This window comes from Cryobacterium sp. TMS1-20-1, assembly GCF_004402355.1.
GTDB classification, from domain to species: Bacteria; Actinomycetota; Actinomycetes; order Actinomycetales; family Microbacteriaceae; genus Cryobacterium; species Cryobacterium levicorallinum.
This window is the reverse complement of sequence record NZ_SOGF01000038.1, coordinates 1-18,267: the sequence shown is the minus strand read 5'-3', so window position 1 is coordinate 18,267 and position 18,267 is coordinate 1. Positions and strand designations below refer to the sequence as shown.

The 18,267-nt window shown below is 66.0% G+C and carries 20 protein-coding genes; 6 read left to right on the top strand and 14 right to left on the bottom strand.

Annotated features, from left to right (window positions below; translation table 11 throughout):
• Nucleotides 1-40: 40 nt before the first annotated feature.
• A complete protein-coding gene (locus E3O45_RS08430; RefSeq protein WP_134443000.1) occupies nucleotides 41-1,387 on the top strand; it encodes an aminotransferase class III-fold pyridoxal phosphate-dependent enzyme in 1,347 nt (448 codons plus the stop codon).
• 252 nt (nucleotides 1,388-1,639) lie between these two features.
• Here the strand turns inward: E3O45_RS08430 and E3O45_RS08425 are convergent, their stop codons facing one another.
• On the bottom strand, nucleotides 1,640-2,515 hold the full coding sequence (locus E3O45_RS08425; RefSeq protein ID WP_134442999.1) for a hypothetical protein: 876 nt from the start codon (nucleotides 2,513-2,515) through the stop codon (nucleotides 1,640-1,642).
• Nucleotides 2,516-2,567: 52 nt separating this feature from the next.
• The gene (locus E3O45_RS08420; protein WP_134442998.1) at nucleotides 2,568-3,047 is read right to left on the bottom strand and encodes an OsmC family protein; all 480 of its coding nucleotides are present in this window, start codon (nucleotides 3,045-3,047) and stop codon (nucleotides 2,568-2,570) included.
• Nucleotides 3,048-3,140: 93 nt separating this feature from the next.
• On the opposite strand from E3O45_RS08420, the gene gabT reads away from it, so the two are divergent.
• Together gabT and E3O45_RS08410 are read left to right on the top strand one after the other, a co-directional pair.
• Entirely contained in the window at nucleotides 3,141-4,508 is a 1,368-nt protein-coding gene (gene gabT, locus E3O45_RS08415; RefSeq protein WP_134442997.1) for a 4-aminobutyrate--2-oxoglutarate transaminase, read from the top strand.
• A complete protein-coding gene (locus tag E3O45_RS08410; RefSeq protein ID WP_134442996.1) occupies nucleotides 4,489-5,505 on the top strand; it encodes an asparaginase in 1,017 nt (338 codons plus the stop codon). The genes gabT and E3O45_RS08410 overlap by 20 nt, the downstream gene beginning before the upstream one ends.
• Here the strand turns inward: E3O45_RS08410 and E3O45_RS08405 are convergent.
• Together E3O45_RS08405 and E3O45_RS18000 are read right to left on the bottom strand one after the other, a co-directional pair.
• Nucleotides 5,496-5,843 (bottom strand): FAD-binding protein, encoded by a 348-nt coding sequence (locus E3O45_RS08405; RefSeq protein WP_241985289.1) that lies wholly within the window; start codon nucleotides 5,841-5,843, stop codon nucleotides 5,496-5,498. The two genes, E3O45_RS08410 and E3O45_RS08405, sit on opposite strands and share 10 nt — an antisense overlap.
• Nucleotides 5,840-6,067: a hypothetical protein gene (locus E3O45_RS18000; RefSeq protein WP_241985290.1), complete on the bottom strand. Its 228-nt coding sequence runs from the start codon at nucleotides 6,065-6,067 to the stop codon at nucleotides 5,840-5,842. Before E3O45_RS18000 ends, E3O45_RS08405 begins: the two co-directional genes overlap by 4 nt.
• Between E3O45_RS18000 and E3O45_RS17995 the strand changes: the two genes are divergently transcribed.
• Together E3O45_RS17995 and E3O45_RS17990 are read left to right on the top strand one after the other, a co-directional pair.
• Nucleotides 6,014-6,127 (top strand): hypothetical protein, encoded by a 114-nt coding sequence (locus E3O45_RS17995; RefSeq protein WP_241985285.1) that lies wholly within the window; start codon nucleotides 6,014-6,016, stop codon nucleotides 6,125-6,127. The genes E3O45_RS18000 and E3O45_RS17995 overlap by 54 nt on opposite strands.
• 21 nt (nucleotides 6,128-6,148) lie before the next feature.
• Nucleotides 6,149-6,334, top strand: a complete 186-nt coding sequence (locus tag E3O45_RS17990; protein WP_241985284.1) for a hypothetical protein — start codon at nucleotides 6,149-6,151, stop codon at nucleotides 6,332-6,334.
• Here E3O45_RS17990 and E3O45_RS08395 read toward each other — a convergent pair.
• From E3O45_RS08395 to E3O45_RS08380, 4 genes are read right to left on the bottom strand one after another with little or no spacing between them, the layout of a single operon-like run.
• A complete protein-coding gene (locus E3O45_RS08395; RefSeq protein ID WP_174843073.1) occupies nucleotides 6,331-7,137 on the bottom strand; it encodes an ABC transporter permease in 807 nt (268 codons plus the stop codon). The two genes, E3O45_RS17990 and E3O45_RS08395, sit on opposite strands and share 4 nt — an antisense overlap.
• Nucleotides 7,134-8,051, bottom strand: a complete 918-nt coding sequence (locus tag E3O45_RS08390; protein ID WP_092450104.1) for an ABC transporter permease — start codon at nucleotides 8,049-8,051, stop codon at nucleotides 7,134-7,136. Before E3O45_RS08390 ends, E3O45_RS08395 begins: the two co-directional genes overlap by 4 nt.
• A gap of 1 nt (nucleotide 8,052) precedes the next feature.
• Nucleotides 8,053-9,252 (bottom strand): ABC transporter ATP-binding protein, encoded by a 1,200-nt coding sequence (locus tag E3O45_RS08385; protein ID WP_104131312.1) that lies wholly within the window; start codon nucleotides 9,250-9,252, stop codon nucleotides 8,053-8,055.
• Nucleotides 9,252-10,466, bottom strand: coding sequence for a PotD/PotF family extracellular solute-binding protein (locus tag E3O45_RS08380; RefSeq protein WP_134442994.1), 1,215 nt, complete (start codon nucleotides 10,464-10,466; stop codon nucleotides 9,252-9,254). The genes E3O45_RS08385 and E3O45_RS08380 overlap by 1 nt, the downstream gene beginning before the upstream one ends.
• Nucleotides 10,467-10,687: 221 nt before the next feature.
• Here E3O45_RS08380 and ald point away from each other — a divergent pair, with 221 nt between their 5' ends.
• Nucleotides 10,688-11,803: an alanine dehydrogenase gene (gene ald / locus E3O45_RS08375; protein WP_092450110.1), complete on the top strand. Its 1,116-nt coding sequence runs from the start codon at nucleotides 10,688-10,690 to the stop codon at nucleotides 11,801-11,803.
• A 32-nt stretch (nucleotides 11,804-11,835) separates the two neighbouring features.
• On the opposite strand, the gene E3O45_RS08370 is transcribed toward ald, so the two are convergent.
• The 6 genes from E3O45_RS08370 to E3O45_RS18280 all read right to left on the bottom strand — a co-directional run.
• Entirely contained in the window at nucleotides 11,836-14,772 is a 2,937-nt protein-coding gene (locus tag E3O45_RS08370) for an FtsK/SpoIIIE domain-containing protein (protein WP_134442993.1), read from the bottom strand.
• Nucleotides 14,773-14,880: 108 nt separating this feature from the next.
• Nucleotides 14,881-15,456 (bottom strand): FHA domain-containing protein, encoded by a 576-nt coding sequence (locus E3O45_RS08365; RefSeq protein WP_241985283.1) that lies wholly within the window; start codon nucleotides 15,454-15,456, stop codon nucleotides 14,881-14,883.
• Between the two features lie 11 nt (nucleotides 15,457-15,467).
• A complete protein-coding gene (locus E3O45_RS08360; protein WP_134442992.1) occupies nucleotides 15,468-15,821 on the bottom strand; it encodes a zinc ribbon domain-containing protein YjdM in 354 nt (117 codons plus the stop codon).
• Nucleotides 15,805-16,377, bottom strand: coding sequence for a hypothetical protein (locus E3O45_RS08355; protein ID WP_134442991.1), 573 nt, complete (start codon nucleotides 16,375-16,377; stop codon nucleotides 15,805-15,807). Before E3O45_RS08355 ends, E3O45_RS08360 begins: the two co-directional genes overlap by 17 nt.
• Nucleotides 16,374-16,757, bottom strand: coding sequence for a PadR family transcriptional regulator (locus E3O45_RS08350; RefSeq protein WP_134442990.1), 384 nt, complete (start codon nucleotides 16,755-16,757; stop codon nucleotides 16,374-16,376). Before E3O45_RS08350 ends, E3O45_RS08355 begins: the two co-directional genes overlap by 4 nt.
• 161 nt (nucleotides 16,758-16,918) lie before the next feature.
• A partial coding sequence (locus tag E3O45_RS18280) for an HNH endonuclease signature motif containing protein (protein ID WP_134442989.1) occupies nucleotides 16,919-18,267 on the bottom strand: 1,349 nt, incomplete at its 5' end.

The following is an 18,267-nucleotide window of genomic DNA, read 5'->3' as shown; positions in this document are numbered from 1 at the left end:
GGCGGTCTGTCTGATGCTCTGACGGTCATAGGCTGGACGAATGACTGCAACGTATTCGGTGCCCCAGCAACGCAAACTCGTCACGGCTCTTCCCGGCCCCAAGTCGGTTGAACTGCAGGCCAGGCGTGAGAAGACCGTCGCCCGCGGCGCCGGCACCCTCGCCAATATCTACATGGACCACGGCGCCGGAGCCATCCTGGTCGACGTCGACGGCAACCAGATCATCGACCTCGGCTGCGGTATCGGGGTGACCACTATCGGTCACGCGCATCCGGATGTCGCGGCGGCAGCATCCGCTCAGGCAGCGAAGCTGACCCACACCCTGTTCACGGTCACGCCGTACGAGAATTATGTGGCGGTGGCGGAGAAGCTCGCGGAGATCACCCCCGGCGACTTTGAAAAGCACTCGATTCTGGTCAACACCGGTGCCGAGGCCGTGGAGAACGCGGTGAAGATCGCCCGCAAGTTCACCGGTCGCCGCGCCATCGTGGCTCTCGACCACGCCTTCCACGGCCGCACCAACCTGACCATGGCGATGACCTATCGGCCCTGGCCGGAGCGCGCCGGCATGGGCCCGTTCCCCGGTGAGATCTACAGCGTGCCGACGAGCTACCCGTTCCGCGACGGCCTGAGCGGGCTCGAAGCGGCCGAGAAGACCATCGACTACATCACCACTCACATCGGCGCGACCGAGATCGCGGCGTTCTTCGTCGAGCCGATCCAGGGCGACGGTGGCATCGTCATTCCCGCGCCCGGCTACTTCCAGCGCATCCGCGAATTCTGCACCGAGAACGGCATCGTCTTCGTGGCCGATGAGATCCAGGCCGGCCTCGCCCGCACCGGGGTCTGGTACTCGATCCAGCACCACGACGTCGTGCCCGACCTGGTCACCACGGCCAAAGGCATCGCCGGTGGATTCCCGCTCGCGGCGGTCACGGGACGTGCCGACATCATGGATTCCGTGCAGCCCGGCGGCATCGGCGGCACCTTCGGTGGCAACCCGGTCTCGACCGCGGCCGCCCTCGCGGTGTTCAACCTGATCGAGCGCGACGACCTGCTCGGCGAGGCCAAGCGAGTTGAGCAGGCGCTGCAGGCGCGCATCGGCGACTGGGCCGAGAAGTTCTCCATTGTCGGTGAGGTGCGCGGTAAGGGCGCCATGTTCGGCGTCGAGCTCGTGCACCCCGGCACCAAGAAGCCCTATCCCGAGGCGCTCACCGCCGTGATCAAGCACGCGACCACAAACGGTGTCATCGTGCTCGACGCCGGCAGTTGGGACTCAGTGCTGCGCATCATGCCGAGCGTCGTGATCTCCGACGAGCTCATCGACGATGCCGCGACCGTGATCGAAGAGGCCCTCACCGCCCTGGTGGCCGCCTACCCCGCGTAGTAGCCAGCGGCGCCGCTCCCGCGTCGCCGAGCCGTGAGTTTCCAGCACCGACCCGTGAGTATCGGCCCGTTTTTGCCCAGAAATGGACTCAAACTCACGGCTCGGCGGTGCCCGTGACGCTTGAGTCGGGTCGGGTGGGCAGCTACCCGGCGTCGTTCACAGCGGCAATCCAATCGGTGATGTCAACGGACTGGGTGGGCGGCAGGTCGACGGCCGACGGGCTGATGACGGTCTGTACCTCGGACCGGCGCATCATTGTTCGGCCGTCGGCGCAGCGGATGCCGTCGGTCCCGGCGACAGCGTGGGCGCGGCTGTCGGTTCCGGCGATAACGCGGGTGCCGGCGTGGGCGACGGCTCCCCCACCGCCGGAAGCTCGACCAGCGGCCGCACCTGGGCGAACGGGAACGGCGCGGGCGCGGCATCCGCTTGGTAGGCCTGCCCGAGATGGTCGTAGGTGTAGTCGACATCGTCGGAGGTCACCAGCCGCAGCGGGAACACATTCCAGCCGCCGCCGCCCGGCACCAGCAGGCTCGGCATGACCATATCCTTGTCGCCGGCGGCATCAAACTGGGTCAGGTAGTTGGTATTGACCGGGTCGTTGACCACGTTGAGCGCGCGGCCGTCCTGGTCGAACAACTGCACGTCGGTGAGCGGCTGGCCGTCGGCGTCGTAGGCGAACACGTTGGTCACTGCCTGGCCGTTCTGCATCAGTCCCGGCGTTGGCGCCGAGTTGTAGTCCACGTACGCACTGTTCTGCGCTCCGGCATTGTGCGCCGAGGCCAACAGCACGATCGGCAGAACGAGAACCGCGCACACGCTGACCAGGGTACGAAAACGGGGAAGCCAGCGCCAAGGCAGCCACCGGCCACGACCCCACTGCACACTCAGAATCACGAAGGCCGCGAGCACGACCCACCGCAACGGGTCGGTCGGCACTGTGCTGATCCCGCCGCCTGCGAGGACCGCGACGACCGCATAAACAACCCAGCCGCGCAGCACCCACCACACGGGGCGCAACACCAGCAGAAAATCGAGCAGCGCCGCACCGGCGACACTCGAGCGGATGCGCCGCGCCGCGCCAGCCCGCGCTTCACCGATCCGGATGCGCAGCCGGCCAAGCCGCGGCACCCGGACTTCGGGCGCCGTGCCTCAAACTCACGGCTCGGCGACGCGCTACGCGTCAGGCGACCGTGACCGGCTCGTGCCCGACCGGAAAGTTCACCGACGCCGCAATGAAGCATTCGCGGGCGGCCTCGGCGTGCAGCGACTGCGCGAACTCCACCTGTTCGGGGTCGGTAATGGTCACTCGGGGCCGCAGGGTGACCGCCGTGAAGTGGCCGCCGCCGGCCACCTGTTCCATGGTGCCGACCGGGGCATCCGTATACGCCGTCACCGTGACTCCGTTGCGGACCGCCACGTGCAGATACGACAGGAGGTGGCACTGGCTGAGCGCCGCGAGCAGCAGCTCTTCCGGATTCCACCGGTCGTTGTCACCGTGGAAGGTTGGGTCGGACGAGCCACTGATCGGTGTTTTCTCAGCGGATGCCCGACCGGCCGGTGAAATCAGATGGTCACGTCCATAGGCCTTGTAGTGGCTGGTTCCGGTACCGCGATTGCCGGTCCACTCAACCCGCACCGCATATTCGTGCACTCCGTTCATGCTTCTTCCCTTGCTCTCAAAGATTCTTGCAGGCGAACTCAGGAACACCGCGCCCATGGTCGGTACAGCACTATTAGGTACAGTAGGGGAATCATGACTGACACCCTCACAAACTCTGCCACCGTCACCGCGTACTCTGTCACGCAAGAACGAAAGATCGTCACGGCTATCCCCGGTCCGATCTCGGCGGCGTTGCATGAGCGGCGTCGGGCGGTCGTCTCCGACGGGGTCAGTTCCATGCTGCCCGTCTACATTGCCAAGGCCAACGGCGCGATCCTGGTCGACGTGGACGGCAACCAGTTCATCGATCTCGGTGCCGGCATCGGTGTGACCACGATCGGCCACACCGAGACCAGTGTCGTCGCGGCCGCCGTCGAACAGTCCCAAGACTTCATCCATACTCTGTTCACCGTCACGCCGTACGAAGAGTACGTTCGCGTCGCCGAGCTGCTCGCCGAGCACACTCCCGGTGACTTCGCCAAGAAGAGCGTGCTCATCAATTCCGGCGCGGAAGCCGTTGAGAACGGCGTGAAGATCGCCCGCAAGTACACCGGCCGTCGTGCCGTCGCGGTGCTCGACCACGCCTACCACGGCCGTACCGTGCTGACCATGGCCATGAATTACAAGGCTATGCCGTACGCCACCGGCTACGGCCCGCTCGCCAGCGACGTCTACCACGCACCGAGCTCCTACCCGTATCACGACGGTCTATCCGGCGCTGAAGCGGCTGCTCGCACCATCGCCTACCTCGACAAGGTGATCGGGGCATCCGATCTGGCCTGCCTGGTCGTCGAACCCATTCAGGGCGAGGGCGGATTCATGGTGCCAGCGGATGGCTACCTGCCCGCGCTGCAGGACTGGTGCACCGCCAACGGTGTCGTCATGATCGCCGATGAAATTCAGAGCGGCATGGCCCGCTCGGGCAAGTACTACGCGAGCGAGCACTTCGGCTGGATCCCCGACCTCGTGCTCACCGCCAAGGGCATCGCCGGCGGCTTTCCGCTCGCCGCCGTCACCGGCCGCGCCGACATCATGGATGCCTCCCAGCCCGGCGGGCTCGGCGGCACCTTCGGCGGCAACCCCGTCTCCTGTGCTGCGGCGATCGCCGTGTTCGACGCGATCAAGGCCAACAACCTGCTGGCCGAGGCGCAGCGCATCGAAAAGTCTCTCACCGCTGGCCTGACCGCACTGAAGAACAAGTACGACATCATCGGCGAAATTCGCGGTCGCGGCGCCATGATGGCGATCGAACTCGTGCAGCCCGGTACCGGCGACACGACGAAGGCCCCGAACGCCGCTGCGGTGACCGCCATCTCCGCCTACGCGAGCCAGCAGGGCGTGCTGCTGCTCACAGCCGGCACCTACGGCAACGTGCTGCGGTTCCTGCCGAGCCTCGCGCTGTCCGATGCGCTCATCATCGACGCCCTCTCGGTGATCGACGATGCGATCGCCGCACTCTAACGTGACCACTGAAACCTTCACGGTCAACGATTCCGTCGAACTCGCTGTCGTCGAACGCAGCGGTTTCGTCGAATCCCGGCATGCCGGTTCGGCGATCGTGCTCGGTACCAACGGTGAGGTGCTGCGTGCCCTCGGCGATGTCACCAGCCCGGTCTTTCCGCGCTCGGCGATGAAACCGTTCCAGGCTGTCGCGGTCATGGCGAGCGGCGTCGCCCTGCGGGGAGCGGATGCTGCGATCGCGACCGCGAGTCACATCGGTACGCCAGAACACGTCGCACTGGTGCGCGGGCTGCTCAGCCGGGCCGGAGTACCCGAAACGGCGCTCGCCTGCCCGGCCGCCTGGCCGATCGACTCCGCCGCGCGGGACGCCCTGGTGCGACTCGGAGCCGGCAAGGCTCCGGTGTACATGGAATGCTCGGGCAAGCACGCGGCGATGCTCGTCGCCTGCCAGCAGAACGGCTGGGCGATCGAGGGTTATCTGCAGCCGGAGCATCCGCTGCAAAAACGCATTCTCGACGTGCTCGAACGGTTCACCGGCGAACGTCCGCTGGTCTCGGGCGTTGATGGCTGCGGCGCGCCCGTGCACTCCATTTCGCTTACCGGCCTGGCCCGCGGCATCGCCCGCATCGCCACGAGCAAGTCCAACTCGCCGTTTGCGATCTACCGTGAGGCCGGTTTTCTGGCCGAAGCAGTGCGTGCCAACGGGTGGGTTGTGGCCGGCCCCGGACACTCCGACAGCATCGTCATCGACCGGCTCGGCCTGTTCGTGAAGGGCGGTGCCGAGGGCATCATGGTGGCCGCCGCCGAAAACGGCACCACTGTGGCGCTGAAGATTCTGGACGGTAACCTGCGCGCCGCAGCGACCGTCGCCGTAGGTCTGCTCGCCGACGCCGGTGCCATCAAGCGAGCGGATGTCGATGAGTTACTGCCCGAGCTCGGACTCACCGTCACCGGTGGTGGCCGGCCGGTCGGGGAAATTCGCGCCAGCTACGTCTGACCGGGTTCGGAACGATCGGGCGCAATCACGTTGAGGGCGCCCGGCCGCACGAACACCCCGACCGGAAGCGGCCCGATCCGGTCGCTGTCAGCGTAGGCATCGACCGGACCGACCAGGACCACGCCCAGGCCGCCGACCACCGAGCTGCCGCCGCCGAACGGAACCAGGGCTATTCGATGCTGCGAGCACAGCGTGATGATCATGAGCACCTGCTCGTGACTGCCCACAGTCACGATGGCGTCCGGGGCAGCGCTCCCGTCTCCGGAGCGCAGCCGAATCAGATCGGGGGTGGACTTGCCGCCGGTGTGCCATACCCGAGCCTCAGCGTCGATCGTCACGCTGCTGGCGCCGATGATGTCGAGCAGAGCTGGGAGGAAACCTCCGCGCAGATCGTTGCCCGGCAGGCGCACCGCGCAGGGAATCCGGCCGCGAGCGCGAACTGGCCGAAGCGGCTGACGGCCGGGTCGTCGACCTGCTCGTCGTCGGCCTCGGCGTCACCGGGCCCTGGGTGGCCCTCGATGCGGCGACGCGTGGGCTGACCGTCGTGACCGTCGCCGCGCACGACCTGGCCTTCGGCACGTCAAGCTGGAGTTCCAAGCTGGAGCACAGGGGGCTGCGCTAACTCGCCAACGGCCAGCTCCGGGTGGCCAGGGAGTGCGCCGTCGAACGCGGCATCCTGCTGACCCGCACGGCGCCGCACCCGGTGCATCCACTCCCGATGGTGTTACCGCTCGGCCCGATGGTAGCGCCTGAGCAGGGTGCCAGCGCGGCGGTCGGCCTGCGACTGAGTGATGCGCTCCGGGTGGGAACGCACACGCCGCGCGACTAGCTGAGCCTGGCCAGGCGCCGCGCCTTGGCCGCTCCCGTCACCTGCACCGTCACGACCACGACGATAGCAATGATGAACACGGCCGAGGCGAGCACGTTGGCCTCAGCCGGGATGCCGCGGGCCGCCGAAATGTAGATGTATTTCGGAAAGGTCGACACCGCGCCGGAGTTGAAGTTCGTGATAATGAAGTCATCGAAGGACAGGGCGAACGACAGCAGAGCGGCCGCGAGAATACCCGGCAGCAGCAGGGGAAAGGTGATGCGGGCGAACACCTGCGCGGCCGAACCGTAGAGGTCGCGACCGGCCTCTTCGAGCGCCGGGTCGAGGCTCGCAACCCGGGCCTTGACCGTGACCACCACGAAACTGATGCAGAACATGGTGTGCGCGAGAATGATCGTCAGCATGTCCTTCGGCACCCCGACCGACAAGAACTGTGCGGCCAGTCCGGCACCGAGCACGACCTCCGGGGTCGCCATCGGCAGAAACAGCAGCAAGCTGGTCTGGGATCGAAACTTGAACCGGTAGCGCACGATGGCGATCGCGATCATGGTGCCGAGCGTGGTCGCAATAATGGTGGCGACAGCCCCGATGAACAGGCTATTGCCGAAGGCCTGACAGACGGCTCCATTCTGCACATTGCAGACGTTCAGCCACTTGTCGAAGGTGAAGCCTTGCCAGGTAATGTTCGACTTGAGCGAGTCGTTGAAGGAATAGACGAAGGTGTACCCGATCGGAATCATCAGGAACAGCAGGGCCAGGGCGCTGTATACGGGCAGCAACCATTTGCCGAGGGAGAGTTTCACAGCAGCTCCTCCGTTCCGGATCGTTTGACGTAGATGCTGACGATCACCAGGATCACGGTCATCAGAATGATCGACAGGGCCGCGGCGGCGGGAAAGTTCTGCAGCACCAGAAAGTTGGCTTCGATCACGTTACCCATCATCTGGGTGCCGGTACCGCCGAGAAAGTCCCGGCTGGCGTTGATATAGTCGCCCGCCGCCGGAATGAAGGTGAGCAGGGTGCCCGCGACGATACCGGGCATCGACAGCGGAATGGTGACCTTGCGGAACACGTGGAACGGGCTCGCGTACAGGTCGCTGCCAGCCTCGAGGTAGCGCACGTCAAGCCGCTCCAGGGTCGTGTAGAGCGGCAGGGTCATGAACGGGATGAAGTTGTAGGTGAGACCGAAGATCACCGAAAACGCGGTGCCGGTCACGTGCGCTTCCGGTGCCAGCAGCGACAGGGCCTTGAGCGACTGAACCACGAAGGACTCGTCCGAGAACAGCTGCTTCCAGGCCAGGGTGCGCAGCAGAAAGCTGATGAAGAACGGCGCGATCACGAGAACGAGCATGAGGCTCTGCAGCAGCGGCCATCTTCGCGCCTTGACCCCGATGAAGTAGGCCAGCGGGTAGCTGATCAGAAGCGCAAAGAACGTCGCCGCGAGCGCGTAACTGAACGAACGCACAATGTGCGGCCAGTAGGTCGTGACCACTTCGACGTAGTTCTGCCAGCGGAAGGCGTAATCGTACTGACCAATATCCCCAAACTCCCGCGGCGCCTGGAACGAGGTCAGCAGCAGCGAAACCAGCGGGGTGAGAAAGAACAGCACCAGATAGAGGATGCCCGGCAGCAGCAGAAACAAGGCTACCGGGCTGCGGCGCCTGGCGGCCGGATCGGCGGACGGCGCGGTCGTGGATGAGAATGCGGCAAAGGCCATCTCAGGCCTCCTCGAGCTCCGTGAGCAGCGATGACCGACGCTGCTGGGCGATTGTCTTGGTGTCGAGGTCGGCTTCGAATCTCGGACTCTGGGCGGGATCGTCGTCGAGACCGAAGCCGTGGTCGACGTTCCAGCTGAGCCAACAGGTGGCACCGACGTGCGCGGCCGGGCCGAAAGCCATGTTCTGGGCGAATACCACCAGGGTGCCGACACCCGGCACATCGACCAGGTACTGCGTGCTGACCCCGCTGAACGACACATCGATGACCCGACCGGGGCCCATCACGTTGCGGCCGGGGTCTTGGAGCGGTGCTTCAGCGTGCAGGGTGAGTTTCTCGGGACGCACTCCGATGGTGACTTCGCCCGACACTCGGTGCGCTCGCTCCAGCGGCACCACGATCTTCTGCCCGGAGACGTCGACGGCGATGGCGGTACTCGTGGTGCCAACGACCGGACCTGTGAACAGGTTGGACTGGCCGAGAAAGTTAGCGACGAACGCGGTCTTGGGCAGTTCGTAGAGCTGCTGCGGCTCACCCATCTGCTCGATTCGGCCCTTGTTCATGACCGCGATGGTGTCGGCCATGGTCATGGCCTCCTCCTGGTCGTGGGTCACGTGCAGAAAGGTCAGGCCAACCTCTTCCTGGATGGTTTTCAACTCGAGCTGCATCTGACGCCGCAGTTTGAGATCGAGGGCGCCGAGCGGCTCATCGAGCAGGAGCAGGGCCGGCCGGTTGACGATCGCGCGGGCCAGCGCCACGCGCTGCTGCTGCCCGCCGGACAGCTGCTGCGGTTTACGGTGGGCGAGGTGGTCGAGCTCCACCAGGAGCAGCGCCTCGTGCGCCTTGGCCACGGGGCCTTCGATTTTGCGTCGGCGCAGCCCGAAGGCGACGTTCTCCAGCACGGTCATGTGCGGAAACAGCGCATAGCTCTGGAACACGGTGTTGACCGGACGCTGGAAGGATTTCTGATTCGTCACATCCGTTCCCCCGATCAGGATGCGGCCGCTGGTCGGTTCTTCCAGTCCGGCGACGAGGCGGAGGGTCGTCGTTTTTCCGCAGCCGGAGGGGCCCAGCAGCGCGAAGAACGATCCGGCCGGAATGGTGAGGTTGAGATTTTCAATGGCGGTGAACCCGGGGAAACGTTTTTCAATGCCGACCAGTTCCAGGTCAGCACCACGATCGGCGAACGCACCGACGGCCATCAGGCTGCGCCCAGCAGGATCGCTTGGAACTGGGCGTTGAACGTCTGCTCTTCGGTGCCGTCGAGACCGCGGAAAACGCAGGCGTTGGCGAGGGTGGCATCGTCGGGAAAGATCAGCGGGTCTTCAGCCAACGCCGGGTCGATGGCCATCATGGCTTCCTTGGCACCGGCGACCGGGGTGATGTAGTTGACGTAGGCGGCGACCTCGGCGGCAACGGCCGGGTCGTAGTAGTAGTTGATCAGCTGTTCCACGCTCTTTTTGGCGGGCGAGCCGATCGGCACAACGAAGTTGTCATTCCAGAGGGTGCCACCTTTCTCAGGAACGATGAAGCCCCATTTGTCGCCGTTTTCGGCGTTGAGCTGCACGATGTCGCCGGACCAGACGATGGCGGCGAGGGTGTCTTCGTTGGCGAGGTCTTCCTTGTAAGAGTTGCCCTTGATGTTTCGGATCTGACCGTCGGCGACCTGCTTCTTGAATTCGTCGATGGCCGCGGTGAACTCGTCTTCGCCCCAGTCGCCGGAGATGTCGACGCCCTGGTCGAGCATGATCAGGCCCATCGTGTCGCGCATTTCGGAGAGCACACCGACGCGCCCCTTCAGGTCGGGAGCCCAGAGGTCTTCGACCGATTTGAGTCCCTGGGGATACTTCTCCTTGTTCCAGGCCAGGCCGGCGAAGCCACCCTGCCACGGCACACTCATGGCCCGTCCCGGGTCGAAGTCGACGTCCTGCAGCGACGGCAGCAGATTGGCCAGGTTGGGAATGTTGGCGTGATCGAGTTCCTGGGTGTAGCCGAATCGGATCATGCGGCTGACCATCCAGTCGGTCAGACAGGCGACATCGGCACCGATGTCCTGGCCGAGGGCGAGCTGGTCCTTGACTTTGCCGTAGTAGGAGTTGTTGTCATCGACGGCCTCGGTGTACTTGACCGAAATGCCGGTCTGCGCCTTGAACGCCTCAAGCGTTGGGTAGCTGCCGGCGTCGTCCACATCAATGTAGAGCGCCCAGTTATCCCAGCGGATGGACTTGTCGGTGGCCGAGGTGTCGGCCGCGGCGGTGGGTTTGGCCGTGGCGCCGGAGGAACACGCGGCGAGCGCGAGCGCGGTGGCACCGGCACCGGCCCCGGCCAACAGCGTTCGACGACCCAGTTGCGAGTTCTGCGCCTGACGAATGAGCTGGCGGATCATGGGATCAGCGGGCAGCGGCTTGGACTTCATCTGGTTCTCCTAGCATTCTGGGCACGCACACGGTCAAGGCTCACGACGTTGCGAGTTGGTCGATAGTTGCACATATCGGCGGTAATTACACACTAGAAGTGTTCAAAACATTGATTTTGGAACCGATTTGTCACGAAATCAGCACATACTTGCAATATTCGCCCGCGAAATCGTCGGTTCACCGAGACTAGGGTGGTGGCCAGGAGCGAGAGAGGAACACCATGAGAATCGCAGTTCCCACCGAGATTAAGAATAATGAATTTCGGGTCGCGATCACCCCGGCGGGGGTGCACGACCTGGTGTCGCACGGTCACGAAGTGATGGTTCAGGCCGGTGCCGGGGTGGGGTCCTCGATCCGCGATGAGCAGTATCGCTCGGCCGGTGCGACGATTCTGCCGGACGCCGCGAGCGTCTGGGCGGCCGCCGACCTCCTGCTCAAGGTGAAAGAACCGGTAGCGAGCGAATACGGCTATTTTCGGGCCGATCTGGTGCTGTTCACCTACCTGCACCTCGCCGCCGAACCCGACCTGACGCGGGCCCTGCTCGCGAGTCAGGTCACCGCGATCGCCTACGAAACTGTGCAGTTGCCCTCCCGCGCGCTTCCGCTGCTCGCGCCCATGAGCGAGGTCGCAGGTCGACTCGCACCAATTGTGGGTGCCAATGCCATGCTCAAACCGAACGGTGGCCCCGGCCTGCTGGTGCCTGGCGTTCCCGGCACGCATCCGGCCAAGATCGCCGTGCTGGGCGGCGGTGTCGCCGGGACCGCTGCGATGCAGGTGTCGCTCGGCCTCGGCGCGGAGGTGACCGTGCTCGATACGAATCTGTTTCGGCTGCGTGAGATCGACGCCCTGCACTTCGGCCGGGTCAAGACCATCGCCTCGAACAGCTTCGAGATCGACAAAGCTGTCATGGAGGCCGATATGGTGATCGGTTCGGTGCTCATTCCCGGCGCGAAGGCACCCAAGCTGGTCAGCAACGAGCTGGTGTCACGCATGAAATCGGGCAGCGTGCTCGTGGACATCGCCGTTGACCAGGGCGGCTGCTTTGCCGACAGCCATCCGACCACTCACGCCGACCCCACCTTCACCGTGCACCGATCCCTGTTCTACTGTGTCGCCAATATGCCCGGCGCGGTGCCGCACACCTCGACCTATGCCCTGACGAATGCGACGCTGCCGTATGTGCGGGCCCTCGCGACGCTCGGCTGGCTGAACGCGCTCCGCGCCGATGCCGCGCTGGCGCAGGGACTCAACGTGTTCGGCGGCCGCCTGATCAGCGCCCCGGTCGCGCTCGCCCACGGAATGACACACCGGCCGCTCGCCGAGGTGCTCCTCTAGCTGCTCACTTGGCCCCTCACTTGGCCGCTCGCCTAGCCGCTCGCCTGGCCGCCGTCCGGTTGCGGCAGGATCGCCCGGGTCAGGTCGCCGTCGGGGTGCAGCACCCACACTCGTCCGCGCCCGGGAGCCAGCGGCGGCGGCAACTGACGGCTGTGGCTGACCATCCGAAAATCCGACAGGCCGCACCGATCGAAGACGATGCTGGCCCGGCCGCCGGCAGTCTGGCCACGCAGCCGGGTCAGCAGGGTCCAGTGCGCCTGCCACGTTTCCGCATCACCGACGACGACCAGCCGGCCGGGGGCATCCGTTTGACCGGTTTCGACGCTGATCAGAGCGGATGCTGCCGGCGTGGTCGTTCCCGCCAGCTCCACCACCGGCACCCCCAGCACAGCGCGCAGTCGCGCGGCGGAGCGCGCCGGAGATGACGATACGACGAGCAGCGGGCCGTGTTCGGGCAGCTGTGCGGTCGACCGGGCGAGCGGGGTGAGCTGCAACGGCAACGGCAACGGCGCCAGCAGTTGCACGCGGGTGTTGTGCCAGACTCCCCCGCCGGCTGGCAGGGTGGCGTGGTAGTTGGCCGACAATCCACCCGCGGCGAGGTGATCCTGCACGCTGGGGAGCTTAAGCAGCAGTGTGCTCGGGCAGAGTGAGGCGAGTCCGGGAACCGTGCTGGTCAGCCGCTGCACGGCGACGACGAGGTGCACGCCGGCGGCAGGGCCGTCGCGCAGCAACCCGGTGAGCAGATCGGCGGCGGCAAGTCGATGATCCGGCTGCCAGCGCGCCAAGACCGAATCGAAGTCGTCGAGCAGCAACAGTCGCGGCAGCGCGGCGGTCTGCTGCCCGCTTTCTATGCGCGCGCTCACCCGTTCCAGTGCGTCCCAGGTCACCTCGACATCAGCGCTCACTCGTTCCACGGCAACCGGGGCATCACCCGGACATTCAGCCACCCGAGCGAGGTGGCACAGCAGCGTGGACTTGCCCGAGCCGGACCCGCCCACGACGAGTAGGTGGCCATCGAGCTCGGGAGCGTAGGCGAACACCCGGTACCGCTGACTGTCGGGTTCGTCCAGCAGCCCGAGGGGGTAGCCGGGAGCCGGAGCACCCTCGCCGGCGATCCGGCGCAGATCGGCCTCGGTCACCAGCGTCGGAAGCGCATCCAGCCACGGGCGCCGCGGTGCGGTGCCGCCAGAGAAACGCGCCGCAATCTTCAGAATGTCGCTTTCTCCGGTGGAGGCGACCTGGCAGAGCACGGGCTCGGCGGTATCGGTGGCGATCACGCACCGGCCGGGTTGATTCGGATCCAGGGTGGCCGCAGCATCCGTTCCGACCAGGGCCTGGCTGTCAGCCCGGTTGTTGACCCGCAGAGACAGATGCAGACTGCAGTTGGCCATCAGGGCATCACGCACCACCCCGGCCGGTCGTTGAGTGCACAGAATCAGGTGCACTCCGAGCGACCGCCCGCGCGCAGCGATGTCGACGAACAGGGCGTGCAGCTCCGGAAAGGCCCCCAGCATGGTCGCGAATTCATCGACAACGATGACCAGCCGGGGCAGCGGATGCTCGAGTTCGGTCAGATCCCGCGCGCCAGCCGTGCTGAGCATCCGCTCTCGAAAGCGCAGTTCGGCCCCCAGACTGGCCAGGGCGCGGGCAGCCGTCTGGGAATCGAGGTCGGTGATGAGCCCGACGCAGTGCGGAAGCCTGCCGAGGGGCGCAAACGCGGCACCGCCCTTGAAATCAACGAGTGAGAAATTCACCTGGTCGGCTGAATGGGCTGCGGCCAGGGACGCCACCCAGGTCGTCAGGAGCTCACTCTTGCCGCTGCCGGTCGTGCCGCCCACGATGGCGTGCGGTCCGGCTCGCACCAGATCGATGTGCACCGGCCCTGCGGATCCGACTCCGATCACGCAACCCAGGCCGGTCGGGGTGACCGAGGCCGGGTCGGCGGCGGCGGTTACGGCGAGCAGGTCGGTCAGGGTAACGCCGACCGGGATCGCCCCGGCCGAAGTGACGAGGCCGGCATCTCTTGCCTGCCGGGCGAGCGCCACCGCAAAGTCGGCCGCCGCGGCCCGGGTCAGCAGTTCCGGGAAGAAATCGATGGCCGGCGCCCGATTCGGCGATCGGATCAGCTGCGCTCGGCCGGGACCGATCACCCGCACGACGGTTCCGCAACCCGGCGGCAGATCGTCGAGCCGGGTTGCGACGGCGACCAACAGTCGCCCTTGGCCGAGATCGCGCGCGGTGCGGGCAGGCGTTCCCGCCGTCGCCTGATGCAGCACGATGCGCCGAGCCGCTGGTGACACGTCGTCGTGTGGAAACGCGGCTGCCCACTCCCACCCGGGGCCGGGGTTCAGATCCAAGCCGACGTCGGTCGGCGGCAGCGCAAAGCACAGTTGTACGAGCACCGCCCGAGCCAGGGCTTCGGGAAGGGGCGCAGCACCGACGATGCCGAGTCCGTGCATCAGGTCGACGACGATCGGAGCGTCGTTGATGGTCGCGGCCCAGTCCCGAAGTTCTCGATGGTCGTTCGGGGAGGTCGCCCCGCCCAGCCGTATGCCACTCGGGGCCGGCCCACAGCCCAGGGTGACGAGCGTGGCATCCGTTTGCCTCCAGCGCGCGGCAGCGGCCCGGCCGAGCACGATGTCCCTGGCCGAGGGAGTCTGCTGCCAGGCGGACTCCCGCCAGCGGGCCTGGCGTTCGGTGATCGCCAGCCGAAGCACCGTGACGGCCTCGGCCTGTGCGGCGGTTTCGGTCCGGCGGCGTTTGCGCCCGGCGCGCCGCGCGTCGACCATGCTGGCGACCGCGATGAGCGGGCTGAGTACGGCGAAGATCAGCGCGAACGCTGACCCGGTGATCGACCAGATCAGGCCGGCGGCAGCCAGTGGCGCCACGGTGGCGAGAAGCGGAAATCCGGCCGGTGGCGGCGCGGTCGACGCTGGCGGCAGGCTGAGGTTCTCGTCAACGGTCGACACAGGACCATCAGAGCAGAGGGTCAGCTCCGCGTGGGCAGTGCGAGAGCCATCCGTGCGTAATCTGCGTCCGGGTCACCGGTGGAGGAGTGACCCGCCGCGGCTAACGGTTCAGGCGACGGTGAATGAGTGGTCGGCGATCTCGACTCGCGTGCCGCGCGGCAGTACGTAGCGTCGGCCCGGTTCGAGCGGCTCGGCCGTTTCGCCGGGCCGGCGAATGACGGTGCCATTGCCGGAGACCCGGTCGCTGACCCAGAATTCGCCGTCGTGCTGGCCGAACTCGAGGTGAGTCTTGGAGACCGAGCGGTCAGCATCCCCTACCCGAATGAGGTCGTCGAAGATCTCGTCGGGTTGCGGCAGGGGCTTGCGCCCGATTAGGCCCGACCCCTGCACGGACACTTTCTGACCGGTGCTGAAGGTCAAAACGAAGGTCGCGCTGCTCGGCAGCGTCGATGCTGCGGGGGGGACGTTCGTCACGGCGGCCGCGCGCACCGGCACGGGCACGAGTGCGGGAATCGAAACGGAGATGATCGCGGCCTTGTGCGGGAGGCGCGCGATGATGGTCGTGTCGTTCGGGCGCGGATCCGGGCGCTTGCGGGATTCCACGGTGGCCGATCGGGAGCTACCGCACTCGCCGCAGAACATGGCACCAACCGGCAGCCAGGCACCGCAAATCTGACACGTCACGACCGGCTCACTTAAACCTTCTTGACCACGCTGGACTTGAGCTGCATGAAACCGAAACCGTCGACCTTGCAGTCGATGTCGTGGCCGTCGACCGGGTCGACCAATCGAATGTTGCGCACCTTGGTGCCGACCTTGATCGACAATGCCTGACCTTTGACCTTGAGGTCCTTGAGGATCGACACGGTGTCGCCGTCGGTGAGGATGGTGCCGAAGGCGTCCTTGACGACGGCTTCCTGCTCTTCTTCAACCGGTTCATTCGACCATTCGTGGGCGCAGAGCGGGCAAACCAGCAGGGCGCCCATCTCGTAGGTCAGGTCGCTGGAGCATTCAGGGCACGGAGGCAGGGTCTCATTCACTCGTTCCATAATACGCGACTGCCCTGGGCCGGCTATCGGCAGCCGATCCGCACCGCCACAACCGCCCGGCGATGATGGCGGCAACGACCATGACCATCAGAGGAATGTAGGCAACGACAGAGAAGGCTTCCCAGCCGATGCCGATTCCGGACTCACGGTTGAAAGCCGATACCGGCAGCCCGAGGAAGTAGGACTCGGCCGACTCCGCTCCGCTGGAGATCAGGGCCGACAGCATGCCGGCCGTGTAAACGAAGGCTAGGGTCCACCAGAGCATCAGCAGGCCGGTGAACCAGTAGATTGCCCGATTCCAGGATGGCCGGTTCCCGCGGCCGTCTTCGGCGAAGCTTCGGGCCAGGGCGCGGGGTGAGTCGAGCGAGTCGAGCGCGGTGTCGATGCCGCGGGCGGCGGCATCCGCTTTGATATTGTCGCGAATCTCCCGCAGAATCGATCGACGTTCGCGCAAGGACACGCGTTCTTCAAGCCAGAGGTCGAGCCGGAACAGGTAGGACTCCCGGCGACGCCAGACTCCGAACGTGGATCGGGTCTCGGTGGTTTGGGTGATCATTTCTGATCCTCTCGGAGTGGTTCTTCTGCGGGGGCGGCAGTCAGGCCGGTCTGCACGATGGCGATGAGGGCATGCCATCGTGCCGTCGCCAGCTCGAGAGTTGCATCCCCGGCCGGGCTGAGTGAGTAGTACTTGCGGGCCGGGCCAGCCGTGGACGCCACTAGGCGACTGGTGAGCGAGCCGTCCTGCTCGAGCCGCGACAACACCGGGTAGACCGTACCGGTCGAGAGGTCGCTGAGCCCAATGTTCTGCAGCCGCACCACGAGTTCATAGCCGTACGACTCAGCCAGACGCAGTTGGCTCAGGATGAGCATGGGCAGCACCCCGCGCAAGGACTGCGCGTCTTGCGGCAAGGCCGGCGTGTTCGGTGTGTGCGTCATGACTACTACCCTAGGACTGGTAGTAGGCAATACCTAATAGTGGTGCACGCCAGCAATGTACATGTGCAGGACGGATGTGTTTGCAGACTTGCATGAGGTTGAGACCGAGGCCGATGCCGCCGCCGCCGCCGCGAAGCACGGTCAGTCACGCCGCTCAGCGGTCAGAACGGTGGCGGGTCGGTGTCGTCGGTGTTCCAGTCGGTGTTCGAGGGAGTGGTCCACGGGTCGGGCACGGGTGGTGCCGGCTCGGCCGGCATGGGTGATGCTGGCGCGGTTTGTTGTTGCGGTGGGTTGATGCGGGTGGCGGGGTCGGTGGCGTAGTGTTTGCCGGCGGGGCTGGTCCAGTGGACGGTGCCGTCGGGGTCGGCGACGGCTTTCCAATCGGAGAAGTGCTTGAGGTTGTGGTGGGCGGGAGAGAGGAAGTGGAGGTTGGTGGCGGTGGTGGGGCCGCCGAATTGTTTATCGATGGTGTGGTCGAGGTCGGCGTGGCCGGCGGAGCGGTTGCAGCCGGGGAACCGGCAGGTTCCATCGCGTAGGCGCAGGTATTTCTTCAGCGCCGCGGGCACGCGGAACGGGGTGGAGCTGACGTCGAGGACGATGCCGGTGTGCGGGTGGGTGAGGACGCGGAGGAAACTCGTCGCCGTCCCAGCGAGCCGGCGGGCCGTCTCCGGGTCGATCGGGCCGTAGCCTTCGAGGTCGGCGGGTTCCTCAGTCACACCCATCAGGGTGAGGACGGGGACGGTGATGTTGACGTTGGCGGTGAGGCCGGCGCCGAGGCCTGTGCCGGTGACGCCCTGCTGGAGCAGGTCGATGGCGACGTCGGCGCGGAGTTGGCTGAGGGTGCGGGGCTCATCGGGGCCCTGCAGACTGATCGCAGCATCGGTGACCCGGGTGTAGACGCCTTGCAGGTCGTCGCCGGCCGCTCGTAACCAGAGGGTGGCCGTGCCGTCCTTGTCGGGGAAGAACTGCACCTTGCGGTCGGCCAGGCACCGGGTGCGGCGAACGGTGATGCTGTCGGGGTGGAACCGCTCCCGCAGCTTGCGGGCTTTGCCATCGAACTGCGCCGGAGTGAGGCGTTTCGCGTGCGGCAGCAACACCGCCTCCAACTCGGCCCGGGCGGGCTCGGAGACGGAATCGAGCTGTTCGAGCAGCCGCTGGGCATGCCGCAGGGAGATCTCCCCAGTGCGGAGAGCATCGAGGGTCTCGGGCCGGGACTCGACCAGCACCCGGCTCTCCCGCAACAGGCCAGACGCTGTCCCGGCCGGGATGCGCAGCGCACAGGCCATTTCGGCGACCAGGCACTGCTGAGCGGCGAACGTCGCATCCCAGTCATGCTCATGCTGCGGTCCGGCCTGGGGACGGCCGGTCTCAGCACTGTTAGTGGTGTAATCCCACGCCTCCGTCAAGACCTCAGCCTTACTCGCCTGCGCCCACGCGATCACCTTCTCGAGGTAGATCACCCGGTCGACGAACTGCGCCTGGTGCCGCTGGAACGGACTCAGCACCTCCG

What these genes read in the sequence shown, in the direction of transcription:
- E3O45_RS08430 (WP_134443000.1), top strand. Translation starts at nt 41, where the DNA reads ATGACTGCAACGTATTCGGTGCCCCAGCAACGCAAACTCGTCACGGCT.
- E3O45_RS08420 (WP_134442998.1), bottom strand. Translation starts at nt 3,047, where the DNA reads ATGAACGGAGTGCACGAATATGCGGTGCGGGTTGAGTGGACCGGCAAT.
- gabT (WP_134442997.1), top strand. Translation starts at nt 3,141, where the DNA reads ATGACTGACACCCTCACAAACTCTGCCACCGTCACCGCGTACTCTGTC.
- E3O45_RS08410 (WP_134442996.1), top strand. Translation starts at nt 4,489, where the DNA reads ATGCGATCGCCGCACTCTAACGTGACCACTGAAACCTTCACGGTCAAC.
- E3O45_RS08390 (WP_092450104.1), bottom strand. Translation starts at nt 8,051, where the DNA reads ATGGCCTTTGCCGCATTCTCATCCACGACCGCGCCGTCCGCCGATCCG.
- E3O45_RS08385 (WP_104131312.1), bottom strand. Translation starts at nt 9,252, where the DNA reads ATGGCCGTCGGTGCGTTCGCCGATCGTGGTGCTGACCTGGAACTGGTC.
- E3O45_RS08380 (WP_134442994.1), bottom strand. Translation starts at nt 10,466, where the DNA reads ATGAAGTCCAAGCCGCTGCCCGCTGATCCCATGATCCGCCAGCTCATT.
- ald (WP_092450110.1), top strand. Translation starts at nt 10,688, where the DNA reads ATGAGAATCGCAGTTCCCACCGAGATTAAGAATAATGAATTTCGGGTC.
- E3O45_RS08360 (WP_134442992.1), bottom strand. Translation starts at nt 15,821, where the DNA reads ATGGAACGAGTGAATGAGACCCTGCCTCCGTGCCCTGAATGCTCCAGC.
- E3O45_RS08355 (WP_134442991.1), bottom strand. Translation starts at nt 16,377, where the DNA reads ATGATCACCCAAACCACCGAGACCCGATCCACGTTCGGAGTCTGGCGT.
- E3O45_RS08350 (WP_134442990.1), bottom strand. Translation starts at nt 16,757, where the DNA reads ATGACGCACACACCGAACACGCCGGCCTTGCCGCAAGACGCGCAGTCC.